Origin of the sequence: Janthinobacterium sp. PSPC3-1 (assembly GCF_049896105.1) — a bacterium.
Lineage (GTDB): Bacteria > Pseudomonadota > Gammaproteobacteria > Burkholderiales > Burkholderiaceae_D > Janthinobacterium.
This window is the reverse complement of the sequence record NZ_JAFCTQ010000006.1, coordinates 157,581-176,377: the sequence shown is the minus strand read 5'-3', so window position 1 is coordinate 176,377 and position 18,797 is coordinate 157,581. Positions and strand designations below refer to the sequence as shown.

17 protein-coding genes are annotated in these 18,797 nt (G+C 65.5%); 15 read left to right on the top strand and 2 right to left on the bottom strand.

The annotated features are described in order from the left end of the window. Positions 1-102 precede the first annotated feature (102 nt). The 10 genes from ACP7B7_RS09390 (at position 103) to xth (ending at position 6,650) form a co-directional block, all read left to right on the top strand. The gene (locus ACP7B7_RS09390; protein ID WP_426076496.1) at positions 103-717 is read left to right on the top strand and encodes a hypothetical protein; all 615 of its coding nucleotides are present in this window, start codon (positions 103-105) and stop codon (positions 715-717) included. Beyond that, positions 714-1,040: a hypothetical protein gene (locus tag ACP7B7_RS09385; protein ID WP_426076495.1), complete on the top strand. Its 327-nt coding sequence runs from the start codon at positions 714-716 to the stop codon at positions 1,038-1,040. The genes ACP7B7_RS09390 and ACP7B7_RS09385 overlap by 4 nt, the downstream gene beginning before the upstream one ends. Beyond that, positions 1,030-1,299: a hypothetical protein gene (locus ACP7B7_RS09380; protein ID WP_426076494.1), complete on the top strand. Its 270-nt coding sequence runs from the start codon at positions 1,030-1,032 to the stop codon at positions 1,297-1,299. The genes ACP7B7_RS09385 and ACP7B7_RS09380 overlap by 11 nt, the downstream gene beginning before the upstream one ends. Then, positions 1,296-1,643, top strand: coding sequence for a hypothetical protein (locus ACP7B7_RS09375; RefSeq protein ID WP_426076493.1), 348 nt, complete (start codon positions 1,296-1,298; stop codon positions 1,641-1,643). The genes ACP7B7_RS09380 and ACP7B7_RS09375 overlap by 4 nt, the downstream gene beginning before the upstream one ends. After that, on the top strand, positions 1,640-2,713 hold the full coding sequence (locus ACP7B7_RS09370) for a UvrB/UvrC motif-containing protein (RefSeq protein WP_426076492.1): 1,074 nt from the start codon (positions 1,640-1,642) through the stop codon (positions 2,711-2,713). Before ACP7B7_RS09375 ends, ACP7B7_RS09370 begins: the two co-directional genes overlap by 4 nt. 154 nt (positions 2,714-2,867) lie before the next feature. Continuing rightward, positions 2,868-3,722, top strand: a complete 855-nt coding sequence (locus ACP7B7_RS09365) for a DNA adenine methylase (RefSeq protein ID WP_426076491.1) — start codon at positions 2,868-2,870, stop codon at positions 3,720-3,722. Next, positions 3,719-5,266 carry a DNA cytosine methyltransferase gene (locus ACP7B7_RS09360; RefSeq protein ID WP_426076490.1) on the top strand — a complete coding sequence of 516 codons (1,548 nt, stop codon included), beginning with the start codon at positions 3,719-3,721 and terminating at the stop codon, positions 5,264-5,266. The genes ACP7B7_RS09365 and ACP7B7_RS09360 overlap by 4 nt, the downstream gene beginning before the upstream one ends. Beyond that, entirely contained in the window at positions 5,263-5,574 is a 312-nt protein-coding gene (locus tag ACP7B7_RS09355) for a hypothetical protein (protein ID WP_426076489.1), read from the top strand. The genes ACP7B7_RS09360 and ACP7B7_RS09355 overlap by 4 nt, the downstream gene beginning before the upstream one ends. Next, positions 5,574-5,753 (top strand): helix-turn-helix transcriptional regulator, encoded by a 180-nt coding sequence (locus ACP7B7_RS09350; RefSeq protein ID WP_426076488.1) that lies wholly within the window; start codon positions 5,574-5,576, stop codon positions 5,751-5,753. Before ACP7B7_RS09355 ends, ACP7B7_RS09350 begins: the two co-directional genes overlap by 1 nt. A gap of 132 nt (positions 5,754-5,885) precedes the next feature. Then, positions 5,886-6,650 carry an exodeoxyribonuclease III gene (xth, locus tag ACP7B7_RS09345; RefSeq protein ID WP_308922469.1) on the top strand — a complete coding sequence of 255 codons (765 nt, stop codon included), beginning with the start codon at positions 5,886-5,888 and terminating at the stop codon, positions 6,648-6,650. Here xth and ACP7B7_RS09340 read toward each other — a convergent pair. Next, complete coding sequence (locus ACP7B7_RS09340; protein WP_426076487.1) at positions 6,647-9,925, bottom strand: EAL domain-containing protein; 3,279 nt, start codon at positions 9,923-9,925, stop codon at positions 6,647-6,649. The genes xth and ACP7B7_RS09340 overlap by 4 nt on opposite strands. 198 nt (positions 9,926-10,123) lie before the next feature. On the opposite strand from ACP7B7_RS09340, the gene prpR reads away from it, so the two are divergent. The 5 genes from prpR to ACP7B7_RS09315 all read left to right on the top strand — a co-directional run bounded on the left by prpR (position 10,124) and on the right by ACP7B7_RS09315 (position 15,435). Then, a complete protein-coding gene (gene prpR, locus ACP7B7_RS09335) occupies positions 10,124-11,746 on the top strand; it encodes a propionate catabolism operon regulatory protein PrpR (RefSeq protein WP_308922471.1) in 1,623 nt (540 codons plus the stop codon). 10 nt (positions 11,747-11,756) lie between these two features. Further along, a complete protein-coding gene (locus ACP7B7_RS09330) occupies positions 11,757-12,683 on the top strand; it encodes a phytanoyl-CoA dioxygenase family protein (protein ID WP_308922472.1) in 927 nt (308 codons plus the stop codon). A gap of 109 nt (positions 12,684-12,792) precedes the next feature. Continuing rightward, positions 12,793-13,683, top strand: coding sequence for an alpha/beta fold hydrolase (locus tag ACP7B7_RS09325; protein WP_308922473.1), 891 nt, complete (start codon positions 12,793-12,795; stop codon positions 13,681-13,683). Positions 13,684-13,699: 16 nt separating this feature from the next. After that, on the top strand, positions 13,700-14,734 hold the full coding sequence (locus ACP7B7_RS09320) for a sensor histidine kinase (protein WP_308922474.1): 1,035 nt from the start codon (positions 13,700-13,702) through the stop codon (positions 14,732-14,734). Continuing rightward, the gene (locus tag ACP7B7_RS09315) at positions 14,731-15,435 is read left to right on the top strand and encodes a LytR/AlgR family response regulator transcription factor (protein ID WP_308922475.1); all 705 of its coding nucleotides are present in this window, start codon (positions 14,731-14,733) and stop codon (positions 15,433-15,435) included. Before ACP7B7_RS09320 ends, ACP7B7_RS09315 begins: the two co-directional genes overlap by 4 nt. Here ACP7B7_RS09315 and ACP7B7_RS09310 read toward each other — a convergent pair. Continuing rightward, positions 15,432-18,776 (bottom strand): S41 family peptidase, encoded by a 3,345-nt coding sequence (locus tag ACP7B7_RS09310; RefSeq protein ID WP_426076486.1) that lies wholly within the window; start codon positions 18,774-18,776, stop codon positions 15,432-15,434. The genes ACP7B7_RS09315 and ACP7B7_RS09310 overlap by 4 nt on opposite strands. Between the last annotated feature and the right edge of the window lie 21 nt (positions 18,777-18,797).

The following is an 18,797-nucleotide window of genomic DNA, read 5'->3' as shown; positions in this document are numbered from 1 at the left end:
ATAAAAATTTAGTTTGCTAAAATTTTCCTTGCATCAAAATATTTAGTAAGCTAAAGTTTCACTTGAGACGGCTCAACCGGGCCGATACCAAGTGGAGCAACCATGTCACACACCGCCAGCGCAGCACCAACAACCTCCCTTGCCAGCACGCACGTCGCGTTACCCATCTACTCGTATCCGGTCCTCGTCGCCGGCAAGAACGGCAAGGCCGACTACCACCTGTTCCTGATGGCCGGCGCCATCAAGAACGCCACATGGGAAGACGCCGCAGCCTATGCCGCCGGCCGTGGCGGCGCGCTGCCGACGCGTGCGGAGATGGACCTGATCGGCGAGCTCGATAGCGAGATCTACTCCGGCCCGTACTGGACGGCCGATCGTGCCGATGGCAGCCGTGCGCTGGCCTACAGCTTTTCCAGCGGCATCGAAGGCTATTCGCACACCTCCAGCGAATTCATGGCGCGCGTCGTGCGCCGTGATCCGGTCGAGGTGTGGGCTGATACACCCGTCGCCCTGCCCGCCAAGTCGCCCATCATCCTCGCCGCCAACGACGGCGCCCTGCTCGACGCCGAACTGTGGCCGATCGACTGCGAACTGCTGGCCGAGATCCGCGCCACGTTCCTGAAACACTGGGGTATGAGCGCCGCCCAGGCCGATATCCGCATGGCGAAATTCAACTACCAGGCCGCGTGCGCCGCGCTCGAAGGCGGTGCAGCATGAAATTCAAGTTCAACCTCTACCTGGTGATCGCCGTGGCCATCATCGGCACCATCACCGGCAGCCTGGCCGCGAGCCTGGGTTCGGTCGAGCCAGCGCTGACCGCCGCCATCATCCTGCTGTCCGTGCTGGTCCTGGGCTGGGGCGCCGGCACCATGTCGTCCTGCGCCGAGATCGAGCGCCTGACCGGCATCGAGGAAGCGCACCGCATCCGGGCCAACTGCCTGATTACCGCGCGCAGTCGGCTCGAAGGCGATCTGGAGCAGCTGCGCGACGTGCGCGGCGCCGTGGGCGACCTCGCGAATGGAGGCGGCCATGCTGCATAGGATCGTGATCGAGATCGACACCGATGCGCGCTCGCTGATGCACGTCACCGACAGCTATCTGGCCACGGCATGGCGCGTCGCGCAGGCCAACCCTGCCCCTCACGGCGACCGGGACGCAGGCAGGCTGGCAAAGGCCGTTGGCGACGAGATCGTGCGCCGCTGGCTGGCAGCAGTTCCTGCGGATCAGTTTGTCCACCAGGAGGCGGACCACTACATCAAAGCCATCGCAAATAAAACTCACGTCGGGAGCGCCGCATGAAGCGCCTACCCCTGCCAAAACCAGATAGCCGCTCGTACGCCCTGCTGCAGGCGCTGATCGCCGGCCCCGGCACCTTCTACCAGATCGCCGAGCGCGCTGGCTTCGATATCGAAGAAGCTGGCATCGAGCACCGCCTGCGCATGATCTTCGCGCGCGGCATCCAGGGCCACGTGCGCGTGTCCGGCATCCTGTACGAGCTCAAGGACGCGTCACGCGACGCCATGCTAGGCATCAAGCCGCCGCCGCAGGGCCAAGTGGCCGCGCCGCACTTCCGCGGCGTGGCGGGCGCCATGCCGGTGCTGGTGGTACGTCGGTCGAAAACTGCTATGCGAGGTGCTGCATGAAGACCATAGGACGTATCAATCGAGCAGGCACCATCACCTTCGGCGATGCCACGCTGAGCATCTATGAAGATGGCATTTCGGCCGCGCGCGCCGCCGGAGGGTGGCCGGCAGAAAAAGCCTGGGAGCGCCAGTTCAAGCGCGACGTCTTCGCTCGCATCGTGCAGACCCTGCACCGGATCGGCTGGACCGTAGGACCTTGGGACAAGGCTGATCAGTACAAGGCGATCGCGCTCGGGCACCGCACTTGCAGCAAGGGCGACCTCAAGGGCGAGCTCGACGTGTCCGGCCGCTGCATCAAATTCGAGATGTGGCAGGACGTGACGCCGCCCGAGAATAGCAACGGTGGCCGCTATGACTTCGGCAAGGAAGCTCGCATGCCTTACCTCCTGCGCATCGAAATGGAGCGCACACGCCGCCGCATCCGCGATTACCTGCTGAATGTGCTGACCGACTACGAGTTCAAGCCGTCGGCCCCGAAGTTGGGCATCGGTGGGGCTACAGCAATCGAGGTTGCTGCGCACGCCCGCCGTACATGCTGCCACTACGTCCAGGCACTCGATCGCGCCAATATCAGCAACAAGGAGCAAGGTTTCTCGGCTGATGGTGTGGCACTGGAGAACGGCAGTAAGGTCTTTGCATTCGACCACGCCGGCCGCGTGATTTGCGGTACCGCCTTCTATAGCCTCAACGGCAACTGGCAAATCGTCACCGGCCGCTACGGGCTAACGTATGCATGGCACACGGGAGTCTATGCCGAATGCCCGGGCGACCCGCGCGTGAAGCGCAACAGCGATCAGCGCCGCCGGCGGCTGGAAGGTGAACTGGCGAAGGCGATCAAGGCGATGGACTTTGAGCGGGCGACCGTGCTGCGCGACATTCTCTTCCCAGGCAATCCGCCGCTGTTCGCCATTTGGCACGCCGAGAGCAACGTGTACCACCGGGCGGGCTGCCGGGGCTACACGAGCGACCTGTCGCAGGCCGGAAAATTCACCTCCGACGAAGTGCGTGGCTGGGATCGTGCGCCGAACAAGGTGATCCGGATCACCGGTGATGAAAAGGCGGCGGCATGATGTACGACCTGGCCCGCGTTGAACGCCAGCACCTGGCCAACAAAAAGGGGCCTGTGTTTTCTTTGATCCGCAAGCGCTGCGCCTGCGGCAAGTCCAGCACCGCGCGCCAGCTGCGCCAGTACGGCCGCTGCATCGCATGTGTCCGGAGCGCGCCATGACGACGGTGATCAATCCCGCGCTGCGCTACCACGGCGCCAAGTTCCGGCTTGCGCCCTGGATCCTGTCGTTCTTTCCTGAGCACACATGCTACGTCGAGCCCTTCGGCGGCGCGGCCGGAGTTCTGCTACAGAAGCCCAGGGTCTATGCCGAGGTGTATAACGACCTCGATTCGGCAGTGGTGAATTTCTTCACCGTGCTGCGCGATCCGGTGCTGCGCCAGCAGCTGATCGACGCGCTGGTATGCACACCATACGCTCGTGCCGAGTTCGAGCAAGCCTGGATGCCGACGGCCGACCAGGTCGAACTAGCGCGGCGCCTATGCATCCGGGCGCAGATGGGCTTCGGCAGCGCCGGCGCCACCAAGGGCCACACCGGGTTCCGCATCGACACCAAACGCGAGTATGGTACCGCGCAGCACCTGTGGGCTACCTATCCAGCGTCGATCGCAGCAGCTGGACAGCGAATGTCTGGCGTGCTGATTGAAAACCGGCCGGCGCTTGACGTGATGAGGAAGCATGACACCTCGAGCACGCTACATTTTGTCGATCCGCCATACATGCACGAGACCCGGGTGATGACTGGCAGCCGGCGCACCTACAACCATGAGTTGACGAACCTCGACCATGTCGAGCTGCTCGACGGTCTGCTCGAGCTGGAAGGTTTCGTGGTCCTCAGTGGATACGACTCGCCGCTGTATCGAGGCCGTCTCAATGGCTGGATCTGCCACACGACGAAGGCACGCATCTCCGCCGGGCGCGGAACGGCCATCCGCGAGGAAATCGTCTGGTTAAATCCGCGCTGCGCAGCCGCGCTCAGTCGGGAAGCAATACAAGGAAGGATGTTTGCATGAAACGCGACAATTTCACGATTCCACTCGATCTCGGCAGTGAGCTGCTGATCGACAACTTTGCCGGCGGCGGAGGGGCATCCGAAGGGATCGAGCAGGCGTTTGGGCGCCCGGTCGACGTCGCAATCAACCACAACGGCGAGGCGCTGGCCCTGCATGCCGCCAACCACCCATACACAGCCCACCATCAAGAGGACGTGTACGCGGTGCACCCAGGCTTTATCACTGGCAATCGCCCTATCGGCTTGGCGTGGTTCAGCCCCGACTGCAAGCACCATAGCAAGGCCAAAGGCGGTAAGCCGCGGGAAAAGAAAATCAGGGGCCTGGCCTGGGTAACGCTCAAATGGGGCGCATTCCAGATGCCCCGCTGCATCGCACTGGAAAACGTCGAGGAGTTTCTCGACTGGGGGCCACTTGACGACGAGGGGAACCCGATCGCCAGCGCAAAGGGCCGCACCTTTGCGGCATTTATCGATGCGCTGTCGACAGGCCTCGCCGCCGATCATCCGGACGTACCGGAAATTTACGAGGCGCTGGGCGCCGACTTCCCGATGGAGTGCCTGTATCGCGGTCTTGGCTACAAGGTCGAGTACAAAATCCTGCGCGCCTGCGACTTCGGCACCCCGACTATCCGCAAACGCCTGTTTGTGTTCGCGCGCCGCGACGGCCTGGCCATTCGCTGGCCGGTGCCGACGCATGGCAATCCGAAGCTGAAGGGCTTCGCCCAGTCAGGCCTGAAGCCATGGCTGACGGCCGCTGATTGCATCGACTGGTCCATCCCTTGCCCAAGCATTTTCACGCGCAAGAAACCGCTGGCCGACAAGACGCTGGCGCGCGTGGCCAAGGGTGTGATGAAGTATATCGTCAATGCCGAAGACCCTTTTATCGTGCCGTCCGGCGGAGCGCCGTTCCTGACGGAGCATGCCAACGGATCGACCCAGCGCAACTTTAGCGCGGCCGAACCACTCCGCACGCAATGCGCCGAAATCAAGGGTGGCCACTTCGCTTTGGTGAGTGCGATGCTGGCAAAGCACTACAGCGGCGTCGTCGGCACGGCGGTGACGGTGCCGTTCGGCACGGTCACCACATCGGATCACCATTCCGTTGTGGCCAGCACCATCGTCAAGCTGCGAAACAATCAGTTCGGCCAGGAAGTGCTGCAGCCCATCCCAACGCTGACGGCTGGCGGCGGCCACGTGGCCGAGGTCCGCGCCTTCCTGATCAAGTATTACAGCGAAGGTGGCCAGGATCAGTCGCTGACCGATCCGATGCACACCATCCCCACCAAGGATCGCATCGGGCTGGTGACCATCCGCGGCGAAGACTACGCCATCGTCGACATCGGCATGCGCATGCTGACGCCCCGCGAGCTGGCGCGCGCCCAGGGCTTCCCGGAGACCTACATTCTCGATCTGGTGCATAACGGCAAAAAACTGTCGAAGGAAGCGCAGGTGCGCATGATCGGCAACAGCGTTTGCCCGCCGCTGGCGCGAGCCTTGGTGGCCGCCAACTTTCAACACGAACAACACTTTGCGAGGGCCGCATGACGAAATGCATCACCAGCGACAAATGGCGCGGCGAGCGTGACGAGCCGGTCAACCCGGCCGCCGTGCGCTACAAGGCCCAGGAGGCGGCAGCGCCCAGCTGCGAGGGCTGCCTGTTCGAGCGTTCCGTGGGCGTGTGCTTTACCGCTGCGGCGCTGGCCATGGCCAATGACCAGCCGGACTGCGACGACCGCTCGCCGGCCGGCATGACCTACATCTACGTGCTGGACAAAAGCGACCCGCGCCAGCTCGACCTGATCAAAGTAATGAAATCACCAGCACCACACCCGCAACAACAAGGAATCGAATAATGGACCAACTACTGTATAAAGTAACAACTGTGATGGCAAAGCTTGAAATCTGCCGGGCGACTGTCTACCGCATGGTCCATCGCGGCGATCTCGATCTGGTCAAGGTGGGTGTCGGCGCCACCAGAATCACCGCAGCCAGCGTGGAGCGCGTGGTGGCGGCGGTGAGGCCGGCTAAATAACGCGTGTATCATGCGGCTGAAACAGGGTTCATTGTGGCGCACCTCAAATTTGTAGCTAGATTTGTAGCCAGTCACAATATTTAATATTTATCACCCTTGAAACCCGCATTATTACTAAATATAAGGTCAAAAATGAAATTAGCCACCTGGAACGTCAACTCGCTGAAAGTGCGCCTGCCGCAAGTGCTGCAGTGGCTGGCCGACAATCCGGTCGACATCTTGTGCCTGCAAGAAACCAAGCTGACCGACGACAAATTCCCTGCCGCCGAGATCGCGGCGGCCGGCTACCAGGTGGTCTTCAGCGGCCAGAAAACCTATAACGGCGTGGCCATCCTGTCCAAGCTGCCGATCGAGGACGTGGTCAGGAACAATCCCCGCTACGAAGACGCGCAGCAGCGCATCCTGGCCGCCACCATCGGCGGCGTGCGCGTGGTGTGCGCCTATGTGCCGAACGGCCAGAGCGTCGATTCGGACAAGTATGAATACAAGCTGGGCTGGCTGGCCGCCCTGCATGACTGGCTGGCCGACGAAGCGGCCGCGCATCCGCAACTGGCGGTGGTGGGCGACTACAATATCGCGCCGGACGACCGCGACGTGCACGACCCGGTCGCCTGGGCCGGCCAGGTGCTGGTGTCCGACAAGGAACGCGCCGCGCTGCAGCGCCTGTTCGACCTCGGCCTGGTCGATTCCTTCCGCCTGTTCGAGCAGGCCGAAAAAACCTTCAGCTGGTGGGACTACCGCCAGCTGGGCTTCCGCCTGAACAAGGGCCTGCGCATCGACCATATCCTGCTGTCGGCGCCGCTGGCGGGCCGCTGCAGCGCCTGCGTGATCGACCGCGTGCCCCGCAAGTGGGAACAGCCGTCCGATCACGCCCCGGTGATCGCCACCATCGATTAATTCGTTCTTCGTTCGAGCAGTACCTGGGCATTGGACACCGGCATCGGCGCCGAGAACAGATAGCCCTGCGCATAGCGGCAGCCTTTGTCCTGCAGCAGGGCGAACTGCTGCTCCGTCTCCACCCCTTCGGCCACGGTCGACAATTGCAGGCTGTCGGCCAGCGCGATGATGGCCGAGACGATGGCGCGGTCTTCCGCGCTGGTTTCCAGGTCCTTGATGAAGGCGCGGTCGATCTTGATCTTCTTGACGGGAAAGCGCTTCAGGTAGGCCAGGCTGGAGTAACCGGTGCCAAAGTCGTCGATCGACAGGCGCAAGCCCATGGCGTTGATCTGGCGCAGGATCTCCAGGGTCTGCTCGCCCTGCTGCATCAGCGCCGTCTCGGTGATTTCAAACTCCAGCAGACCGGGCGCGATGCCGCTTTCCTCGATGGTGGCGGCGATCGACGCCACCAGGCCCGCATGCATGAACTGGCGCGGCGACAGGTTGACCGCCAGCGGCACCGGCTGCAAGCCCTGGCGCAGCCAGTCCATGCTCTGTTCGCAGGCCTTGCGCATCACCCATTCGCCGACCGGCACGATCATGCCGTTCTCCTCCAGGATGGGAATGAAACGGTCCGGCATCACCAGGCCATGGCCGGGCCGGCGCCAGCGCAGCAGCACCTCCATGCCATGCAGGGTACGCGTGGCGATATCGATCACCGGCTGGTAATACAGCTCGAACTGGTCCTGCGCCAGCGCCGTGCGCAGGCTGCTTTCCAGGTCGAAGTGGATCGCCGCCGCCTGGTTCATCTTCTGCGTGAAGAACTGGTAGTTGTTGCGGCCATTGGCCTTGGCGTGATACATGGCCGCGTCGGCATGGCGCATCAGCGCGTCGACATCGGCGCCGTCGTCCGGATACAGGCAGATGCCGATCGACGGCGTGATGTGCAGCACGTGGCCCTCGAGCGGAAACGCCGGCGTCAGCGACTCGATGATCTTGGCGGCCACCGTGGCCGCTTCTTCGGCGCCGCGGATGCCCGGCACCAGCACCACGAACTCATCGCCGCCCAGGCGCGCCACCGTGTCGCTGGCGCGCACCGCGCGGCACAGCCGGGCCGCCACGTCCTTGAGCAGAATATCGCCCGTCATGTGGCCCAGCGAATCGTTGATGTTCTTGAAGCGGTCCAGGTCGATGAACATCACGGCCAGCTTGCGGCCCGAGCGCTGCGAGGCCAGCATGGCGCGCTCCAGGCGGTCGGCCAGCAGCGCGCGGTTCGGCAGGCCGGTCAGGCTGTCGTGGTAGGCCATGTGGTGCACGCGCGCCTCGGCCTGGCGCCGCTCGGCGATCTCGCCCTGCAGCAGGGCGTTGGCGCCGGCCAGTTCGGCGGTGCGCTCCCGCACCCGCAATTCCAGTTCGTCGCGCGCGCGCAGCACCGCTTCGGCCGCCTCGCGGCGCGCCGTCACGTCGTCGACCAGCCACACCGAGCGGCCATGCGCATGCGCCAGGTCGAACGGGCGTCCTGACAGGCGCGCCCAGAAGCGGCTGCCGTCCTTGCGCACCAGCTGGTATTCCGACATGTGCACGCGGCCGGCCTCGAAGTCGCGCGCCGTCTCGCCGCGCGCCGCCTTCCACGACGCCAGGTCCGGGTACAGCGCCTGCACCGACAGGCCGTTGATCTGCCCGGGACCATAGCCGAACAGCTCTTCCATCTTGCTGTTGGCATGCAGGTTGTAGCCGTTTTCGATCACCGAAATCCCCAGCACGGCGCTGTCGAGGATGGCCTGGTTTTCCAGCAGCGCATTGCGCAGGGACTCTTCGGCGCGCTTCGCTTCCGTGCGGTCTTCGATGATCCAGATGGTGCCGGCCGCCGCATCGTCCGGATTGACGACATAGGCGATCAGCTGGCCCCACAAGGTACTGCCGTCCTTGCGCTGCATTTCCACTTCGGTCTGGAACGGCTTGCCCACCGACAGGAAGGGAAAGGCGGCCGCCCCCAGCCTGTCGTAGGCGTCCTGCGACAGGTACAGCGCCCGTCCCGGCAGGCCCAGCGCCTCGTCGCCCTTGTAGCCGAACATTTCGGCAAAGCCCAGGTTGTAGCGCGTGATCAGCCGGTTCTTGGTAAACAGGATGCTGACCGAGGCATTGGTCATGATGGCCGCCACTTCCATCTGCGTCTGGCGGCTGGCGCTGACGTCTTCCAGTATCCAGATCGTGCCCTGCTCGCTGCGTTCCTGGTCGACCGCCTTGGCGCGGATGCGGCACCAGAACAGGCTGCCGTCGCGGCGCCGGAACTGCGTCTCTTCCTGCTCGTACGGCAGGCCCTGCCCCAGCAGCGGCGTGGCCAGCGCGCCAAATTCGGCATACGCCTCGGGCGAGGGGAACAGCGCGGCGGCCGGCATGCCCGTCATCTCCTGCTGCGCATAGCCGAACATCTCGGCAAAGCGCGGATTGCAGCGCAAGACCTGGCGCGAACGCGAAAACAGGATGCCGACCGACGCGTTGTCGAGGATGGCCTGCTGTTCCACCATGGCCCGGCGCAGCTGGTCTTCATCGCGCCGGTGGTCGCTGATGTCCTCGACGATCCACACCGTGCCGTCCTGCGTATTGAGCGGATCGACGGCGCGCCCGTGCAGCCGGCTCCAGAACAGGCTGCCGTCAAGGCGCCGCAATTGCAGCTCGGTGCTGAAGGAGCGGCCGATCGACAGCAGCGGGCCGGCCTCGCGGCCCAGCGCCTCGTAATCTTCCTGCGAGCGGTACAGCGCCACGCCGGCCATGCCGGTCAGCTGGTGGCGCGCATAGCCGAGCATTTCGGCGGCGCGGCTATTGCATTCCTCGATCACGCCATCGCGTGAAAACAGGATGCCGACGGCCGCGCTTTCCAGGATGGCCTGCTGTTCCAGCAGCGATTTGCGCAGCGCCTGCTGGTCGCGCTGCTGCACGCTGATGTCGGCAAACACCAGGGTGGCGCCAGCCAGGCCGGCGCCATCGGCCGGCAGCAAAGGCCTGGCCCAGACCTGCACCGCGATATGCGCATCGACGCCCTGCAGGCAGCTGTCCCATTCGCGCTCGCGCCCGTTTGGCCCCAGCGCGGCGCGCAGCATGCTGGTGCTGGACGCGCGGTACGCGTCGCTGAAACAATCGGCCAGCAGCCGCCCCGACACATCCATGCCCAGCATGCGCGCCAGCGCGTCATTGGCGGCCACCACCATGCCGCAGGCGTCGCAGGCGCAGGCGGGCAAGGCAATCAGCTGCAAGGCATCGGCAATGAAATCAGGACTGGTCGGAACGCGGTTCATGGACACCACAAGGTTGAAAAGACGGAAAACGTATGCATTCAGGCAACAAGATGCTGACAGATCATAAACCAGTTTCGCCGGATTTTTCCAACTGACGCCAGAGCGGGACGCGCAAGCCATGGCGCGTGCCGGCGATACAACAGACCACTTGCCTGTTTCACCGTCAGGCAGCGAAGCAAATGCTTTACAATCGGCCCCATGCGCCGCCCTTCCCTGCCCATGCTGGACCACCGCGACAAGCCCGTCATCTGGACCGTCTCGGTCTCGCGCCTGTTCGACCTGTTCCGCGACATCACCCTCGAATACGACCACCTGGCCACCATCGAGCCGATCAACCTGGGCTTTGACGACGCCGTGCGCCATATCCGCGAACGCATGGCCGTCGAACGCTGCGACGCCGTGATCGCGGCCGGCTCGAACGGCGCCTATCTGAAAGGCCGGCTGTCGGTGCCGGTGATTATCGCCAAGGCCAGCGGCTACGACGTGATGCAGGCGCTGGCGCGCGCGCGCCGCATCTCGCCGCAGATCGGCGTGGTGACCTACCAGGATACGATGCCGGAACTGGCCGAATTCGCATCCACCTTCGGCTTTCGCATCGCGCAGCGCAGCTATGCCACCGAAGAAGACGCGCGCGCGCAGATCAATGAACTCAAGGCGGCCGGTGTGAAAGCCATCGTCGGCGCCGGCCTGGTGACCGACCTGGCCGAAGAGGCCGGGCTGGCGGCCGTGTTCGTGTATTCGGCCACGGCGATCCGGCGCGCCTTCGACGATGCGCTGGAACTGGCGCGCCTGACCCAGCTCGAAGCGAACCGCGGCAAGCGCGCGCCCGCCGGCGAAGTGCAGCGCGCGCGCCATGGCCTGCACGATTTGCGCGGCGAGTCCGACACGATGGAAGCGTTGCGCCAGTCGGTGGTCCTGTTCGGCAAATCGCCGGCGACGGTGCTGATCCAGGGCGAGACGGGCACCGGCAAGGAACTGGTGGCGCAGGCGATCCACCGCGAAAGCCCGCGCAACCTGGGCGTCAACCGGCCGTTTGTCGCCATCAATTGCGGCGCCATCGCCGAATCCCTGCTGGAATCGGAACTGTTCGGCCACGAGGACGGCGCGTTTACGGGCGCGCGCCGCGGCGGCCACGCGGGCCTGTTCGAGGCGGCCAACCACGGCACCCTGTTCCTGGATGAAATCGGCGAAATGCCCCTGCCTTTGCAAACGCGCTTGCTGCGCGTGCTGGAAGAGCGCGAAGTGGTGCGCGTCGGCGGCACGCGGCCGATCCCGATTCACGTGCGCATCATCAGCGCCACCCACTGCGACCTGGAGCAGCGCATCCGCGAAGGACGCTTCCGGGCCGACCTGTTCTACCGCCTGGCCGTGCTGCGTCTGCAGCTGCCGGCGCTGCGCGAGCGCGCGGGCGACATCGCCGGCCTGATGGAGTGGTCGCTGAAAACCGCGCTGGCCGCGCTGGGCGCGCGCCCGCAGCCGAACCTGCATGCCGAGCTGCTGGCCTGCGCGCCGCTGCTGCGCCGCTACGGCTGGCCCGGCAATGTGCGCGAACTGCGCAACCTGGCCGAACGGCTGGCCCTGTTCCTGGCGGCCGAACCGCTGCAGGCGCTGACACCGGCCTTTATGCTGGCCGTGGCGCCGGAGTTGGGCGCGAGCGGCGACAGCGTGCCGCAATCCCCTTCCTTGCCGGCGGCGACGCTGTCCGCGCGCGAAGAAAGCGCGGCCGAAGTGCTGGCCCGCTTCGGCGGCCGGCGCGACGCGGCCGCGCAACACCTGGGCATCAGCCGCACCACCTTGTGGCGCCGGCTGCGCGCGTCGTGATGGAGACGCCATGATGGATGACATGCCATTGCTGCGCAGCCTGTGGCAGCGCAGCGCCGGCCCGGCCGGTGACAAGGGCGCCGCCACGCCGGCGCGGCATCAGCAGGAAGTCAGGGCGCTGTACGCGCGCGGCATCTTCATGGACGATGCGCTGCAGTTCCTGTTCCACCAGCGGCCATCGCTGGACGCATTCCTGGCCTGGACCACGGTGCGCACGCGCGCGCGGCCGGCCCACGCGTTTGACATCGTCGACGACGTGCTGTCCTTCGATGAGCTGCAATTCTGGGAGCGCAACGGCTACGTGGTGCTGCGCGGCGCCGTGCCAAAAACCCAATGCGCGGCGGCGCAGGCCGCGATCTGGGACTACCTGGGCGCCAGCCTCGATGACCGCGCGTCCTGGTACCGGGCGCACCCGGGCAAGGTGGGCTTCATGCTGCAGTTTTCCGACCATCCGGCGCTGGAAACCATCCGCCACCAGCCGCGCATCCGGCGCGCCTACCAGCAACTGTATCGCAGCGAGGCGATTTATCCGACCATCGACAAGGTCAGCTTCAATCCGCCGCAAGCCGCGGACACCTGCTTCACGGGCAGCCCGCTGCACTGGGATACCAGCCTGGCCTTGCCGATCCCGTTCAAGCTGCAAGGCCTGCTGTACCTGGGCGACTGCGCCGCCAGCCATGGCGCGTTTCACTGCGTGCCGGGCTTCCAGCACCGCATCGGCGACTGGCTGGCGACGGTACCGCCCGGCCACAATCCGCGCGAGTGGGCGCTGCAGCAGCTGCGGCCGGTGGCAGTGCCGGGCCAGGCCGGCGACTTCATCATCTGGCACCAGGCCCTGCCCCATTGCGCCACGCCCAACCTCGGCGACGTGCCAAGAATGGTGCAATACCTGAGCTACCATGCCGACGATGGCGTAGACCAGGAGGAGTGGATCTGAGGGCGGCGGCGCCGTTCATCCCGCGGTATCGCCACTCATCACCTGGCAGTAGCCAAGCGCAGCGCGCTTCGCCAAGATCGGCCTGTCGATCACTTACCCGGAGCCTGCCATGACCCTCTTCCTGCTGCGCCGCTGCGCCGCCTTTTTCACCACCCTGGCCATCGCCTGCGCCGCCCAGGCTGCGCCCGTATCCGCCCGCACGGCCTTCCAGGTCGCCGTCACCGGCCAGGGCGCGCCCGTGATCCTGATTCCCGGCCTGGCCTCCTCCGGCGAGGTGTGGCAAGCCACGGTCGCGCGCCTGTGCGGCGACGCTCGCCCGCAGCGCCAGTGCCATGTCCTGACGCTGGCCGGTTTTGCCGGTGTGCCGAAGATCGAAGGAGATTTGCTGGCGCAGGCCGAAACGCAGCTGGCGGCCTATATCCGCGATCATCAACTGGGAAAGCCGGCCATTATCGGCCACAGCCTGGGCGGCTTCCTGGCGCTCAAACTGGCCATCGGCCATCCGCGGCAGGCGGGGAAACTGATCATCGTCGACTCGCTGCCGGCGCTGGGCGCGGCCCAGTTGCCAAGCATCACGCCGGAACAGCTGCAAGGCATGGCTGCGCAGATGCGCAGCGCCATGCGCGCGCAGGATGGCGCCGGCTTTGCCGAAGGCCAGCGCCGTTCGGTCGCCAGCATGGCCGGCAAGCCGGACGACGTGGCGCGCATCCTGGACTGGGGCGCGCGCTCGGACAGGAACACGGTGATCGACACGATGGCCACCCTGATCGGCACGGATTTGCGCCAGGACGTGGCGCGGATCGCCTCGCCCACGCTGGTGCTGGGCACCTGGATCGCCTACAAGGATTATGCGCCGCGCGCCGCCACCGAAGCCGTGTTCCGCAGCCAGTACCAGCAGCTGCCGGGCGTGCGGGTCGTCATGAGCGATGCGGCGCGCCACTTCATCATGTACGATGATCCCGACTGGCTGCATGGCCAGATCGAACAATTCCTGAACTGAGCCGCCTGCCCTTTGCATGAAACATTCGCCGCCCCTGCTCGCCCGCTTGAACTGGTACTGGATCTTCCAGCTGGCGGGCTGGAACATCGCTGCAATGCTGAGTTTGCTGAGCCTGAGCCGCGCGCCTCTGAGCTGGGCCATCCTCGGTGTCTGCTGGTGGGGCGCCGCCAGCGGGCTGCTGCTGTCGATGGCCTGGCGCCGCGTGCTGCAACGGCGCGGCTGGATCCACGGCCGCTTCGCCTGGCAGTATGTGCTGCCCGCCCTGATGCCGCTGGCGCTGGCGCAGTGCGCGCTGGCGGGACTGGGTTACGTGGTGCTGCAGCCGTTCGGCCCGGTCACCAGCCTGAACTGGCTGCCGTCGGCGCTGATTTCCTGGTTCACGACCTTCCTGGTCTGGACCGTGCTGTATTCGATGGTGCAGTCGCTGCGCCGCGCCAGCCGCTTCGAAGCCGAAGCGCTGCGCCTGGAAGTGCTGGCCAAGGACGCCGAGCTGCGCGCGCTGCAGGCCCAGGTCAACCCGCATTTCTTTTTCAATAGCCTCAACAGCGTGCGCGCGCTGGTGTTTGAAAACCAGGCAGCGGCCGCCGGCATGGTCGACCAGCTGGCCGCGCTGATGCGCTACACGCTGCAATCGAACCGGCACGACACCGTGCCGCTGGCCGACGAATGGCAGGCGGTGCAAACCTACCTGGCGATCGAGGCGATCCGCTTCGAAGCGCGGCTGCGCGTGACCCTGGCGTTTGAGGCGGGACTCGCCGCCGTGCGCATCCCGCCGATGGCATTGCAGACGCTGGTGGAAAACGCCGTCAAGCATGGCGTCGAACCGTGTTTGCATGGCAGCGAGATCGCCATCAGCGCCAGGCGCCACCATGACGGCGTCATCATCACGGTGAGCAACACGGGAGTGCTGCGCGCGCCATCGGGTTCGCCTCGTACCGGGCTGGCCAACGTGCGCCAGCGCCTGCATCTGGCGCTGGGCCCTGCGGCCACGCTGTCGCTCGATGAACGCGACGGCGCCGTGCATGCCGTGCTGCTGTTGCCGCAGCCATGAGCCGCTTGCGCGTCCTGCTGGTCGACGACGAACGCCTGGCGCGCGCCGAATTGCGGCGCCTGTTGCAAGCCCATCCCTCGGTGGAGATCGCCGGCGAGGCGGCCAGCGCCTTGGAGGCGATGGCGCAGATCGCGGCGCTGCAACCGGATTTGCTGCTGCTCGACGTGCAGATGCCGGGCGGCTCGGGTTTTGATTTATTGGCCGCGCTCGACCACGCGCCCGACGTGATCTTCTGCACCGCCTACGACCAGTACGCGCTGCAGGCGTTTGAAGTGAGCGCCCTCGACTACCTGCAAAAGCCGGTGCAGGCGCAGCGCCTGGCCACGGCACTGGCGCGCGCCGGTGCCCGAGTTCAGGCGCTGCCGGCATCGGCAGCGCGCAAGATCTTTATCAAGGATGGCGAGCGCTGCTGGTTCGTGGCGCTGGCCGACATCATGCTGTTCACCTCGGAAGGCAATTACGCGCGCGTGCATTTCGGCTCGCAACAGCCACTGATGCCGCGCTCGCTGAACCAGCTCGAAGAACGGCTGGACCCGGCCCAGTTCCTGCGCGCCAACCGGCGCCAGATCGTCAACCTGGCGCACGTGAAACAGGTGACGGCGAATGCGGCCGATGGCCTGGAACTGCTGCTGGCCGACGGCACGCAAGTCGAGGTATCGCGCCGCCGCGCGCAGCAGTTCCGCGCCGCCGCCAGCCTTTAGCGCTTCAGGGCCGGTATCGGCTGCGCCTGGAACTGGCGCAGCGGCTGCTCTTTCAGCTTCCTGGCCAGCATCTCCAAAGCCACTTCCAGCTGGCGGTCGGCGCCGTTGAAGGTGGCGTGCGGCGGGTTTTCCACCTCCACATCGGGCACCACACCCACGCCTTCGATCAGCCACTGGCCGTCCGGGCCGAACTGGCCGTTTTCCGCCACGCGCGCCATGCCGTTGTCCAGCAATCGGGTATTGTCGCTGAGCCAGACGCCGGCGCCGGCCGTGCGCTTGCCCACCAGCGGCGCCAGTTTCAATGCCTTGATGCCGGCGGCAAAAGTCTCGCCGTCGGAATAGGTCAGCTCGTCGACCAGCACCACCAGATGGCCACGGAAGGTGTTCTGCATGTTCGACGACGGCTGCACGCCGGGCGGCGCCCAGAAGGCCCAGGCCTTGCGCAGCAGCTTTTCGATGATCCAGCTGTCGATATTGCCGCCGTTATTGCGGCGCACGTCGATGATCAGGCCGTCGCGGTTGATATTGGCATAAAAATCGCGCGCGAACGAGGCGATATCGCGCGCGCCCATGGCGCGCAAATGCAGATAGCCGATGCGCCCTTGCGAGCTGGCCGCCACCTGTTCGGCGCGGCTCAGCTCCCAGTCGCCGTAGCGCAGCGCCGTCTGTTTCGCCATGTCGACCGGCGTGACGATCACGGCGCGTGGCGCGGAGCCACCCCGTTTCACCTGCAGCAACACCTGCTTGCCGGCCTGGTTCAGCAGCAGGTCGCTGATATCGCGCGCCCCCAGGGCCGGCTTGCCATTGACGGCGGTGATCACGTCGCCTTCCCTGACGTCCACGTCCGGGCGCGACAGTGGCGCGCGCTCGGACGGCAGTTCCGGTTCGCTGCGGTAGATATGCTCGACCACATAGCCGTCCTTGCCGCGCGCGAGGACGGCGCCCAGGCCGGCCGGCGCGCCTTCCTGTTCCGTGCGGCGCAATTCGCCGGGGCGGATCTGCGAATGCAGGGCGCCCACTTCGGCCACCATCATGCCCAGCAGGTCGTTGAGTTCGGCGCGGTCGGTCACGCGCTCGACCAGCGGCGCATATTTGTTGCGTGCGGCCGTCCAGTCGACGCCGCGCATCCTGGCGTCGTACAAAAAGTCGCGGTGCAGACGCCAGGCGTCGTTGAACATCTGCTTCCATTCCAGGCGCGGATTCGACACAAAGGTCCAGTCGTCGACCTTCACCTTGGCTTTCGTCAGGTCGGTCGGCAGCTTGGCGCCCGCCTCGATCACCAGCATCTCGCCGGGTCCGGTCTCCGCCGCAGTACGGTAGTACAGATGTTTCTTGTCCTGCGCCAGGTCGAACTCGCGCACATTTGCCACCAGCAGTTCGGGCTTGGAACCGGTGTTGCCGATCGCCAAGGTCTTCAGGCTGGCCTTGTTGTCCGCGCCGTCGCGGTCCAGGAAATACAGGCGCTTGTCGTCCACCGCCAGCGCCGTGTAGTTGCCGGCCGCCAGCGGCACTTCGTACAGCCGCGCCGCCAGGCCATTGGTAATAATCGCCGGCAAGCTGGCCGGCGCCTTTTTCACGGCCGGCTTGCCACCCGCTTTTTCCAGCGCCTTTTCGGCCGCCAGTTCGGCCGCCTTTTCATCGTCCGTTTCCGCTGGCTTCACGCCGGGACGGCTCAGCTCATCGTCGGGCTGGAAAGGAAAACGGTTGCCTGGCTGCAGCGCCAGCGCATACACGCCGACCCGCTTGTCGAACACGGGCCCCATGTTGCGGTCACCCCAGGGCGAGCCATTGGCCAGCTGGAAATTGCGCGCCGACAGAAAATACAGCCAGCGGCCATCGGGCGAAAACATGGGCGAGCCCGAGGTATAGCGGTCACTGGTAACGAAATGCAATTCCTTGCTGGCCAGGTTGTACAGGCCGATCTGTTCGCGCTGCTCGTTGCTGGCCACCCGCACCAGCGCCAGGTTGCGGCTGTCGGGCGACCATTGCACCTCGTCGTGCTTGTCGACGCCGGCCTTGCCCGCGTCGTCGATCAACTGATTGGCCTTGGTCGCCAGGTCCAGCAACCAGAAGCGGCCCTTCTTGTCGCTGTGCGCCAGATAGCGCCCGTCCGGCGACGGATACAGTTTCCAGCGGTGGCTGTCGCCCGCGGTGGTCAGGCGTTCGCCGGGACCGGAACCGTCGGCCGCATAGCGCCAGATCTCGTTTTCGCCGCTGGTGTCGACGATGGCGTAGACGAATTTTTCATCGCTGCTGAAGACGGCGTCGCGCGCGCGGGCGCCTTCGGGAATCGCGATATCGACCCGGCGCTGGCTGCCGGTGCCGGCGATGCTGACCCGTCCGCGCGCGGTGAGGATAATCCGCTCATCCTTGCCGGACAGCTGCACATTCGACAGCGTATCCAATGGCGAACGCACCTGGCGCGCGCGCTGCTGGTCGAAGTCCGAGACCAGGCTGATCGGCAATGGCGGCGAGTCCGTGCCCGCCGCCAGATCCAGCACCTGCAAGTCCGCGCCCAGCTGATACACGATCTTGCCGTCGCCCAGCGAGGCATTGCGCACGTCCCACTGCGTGTGGCCGGTGATCGCGCGGCGGTCCGAGCCGTCCGGCAGCATGCTCCACAGATTGTCGCTGCCGCTCTCGTCGCTGATGTAATAGACCCTGCCCTGCCACCACATGGGGCGCTTGTTGTTGCCGTCACGTACAGCGGCGTCCGCATGCAGGGGCACCGCCTCGTTCTTGCCGTCCAGCTCATAGCGCCACAGCTGGGCATGCGCGCCACCGCGGTAGTTGCGCACATTGTCGTTGGTCATGGCGAGACCGAAGCGCGTGAAGAACAGCGTCTTGCCCGCATCGTCGAGCACGGCGTCGTTGGCGTCGGCGACCGGGAACACGCGCCGCGTGAGCTTGACGGGATCGATGGCGGCGACGATGCGCCGCGAGGCGGGGCCATCGGTATTTTGCGTGCTGATCAGCACTTCGCCCTGCGCCGTCCAGCCCAGCACCAGCACGCCGCCATTGTCATACGAGATGCGGCGCGGCAAGCCGCCCGCCAGCGGCATCACATAGGCGTCCTGCGCCCCTTCATACGAGGCCGAAAACGCCAGCCACTGGCCGTCGCGCGAGATCGCCGCATTGGTTTCATAGCCGGGATGGGTGGTCAGGCGCTGGGCGGGGCCGCCCTGCACGCTGCTTTTCCACAAGTCGCCTTCGGCGGTGAAGACCACGGTGTCGCCGCGCACGGCAGGGAAACGGAAATAACTGGTGGCGGCTTGGGCAGCGGCGCTGCCCAGCAGGCCGGCCGACAACAACAGCAAGGAGAGACGATGAGAGATTTTCATGTAAGCATCCAGAGAACGGTC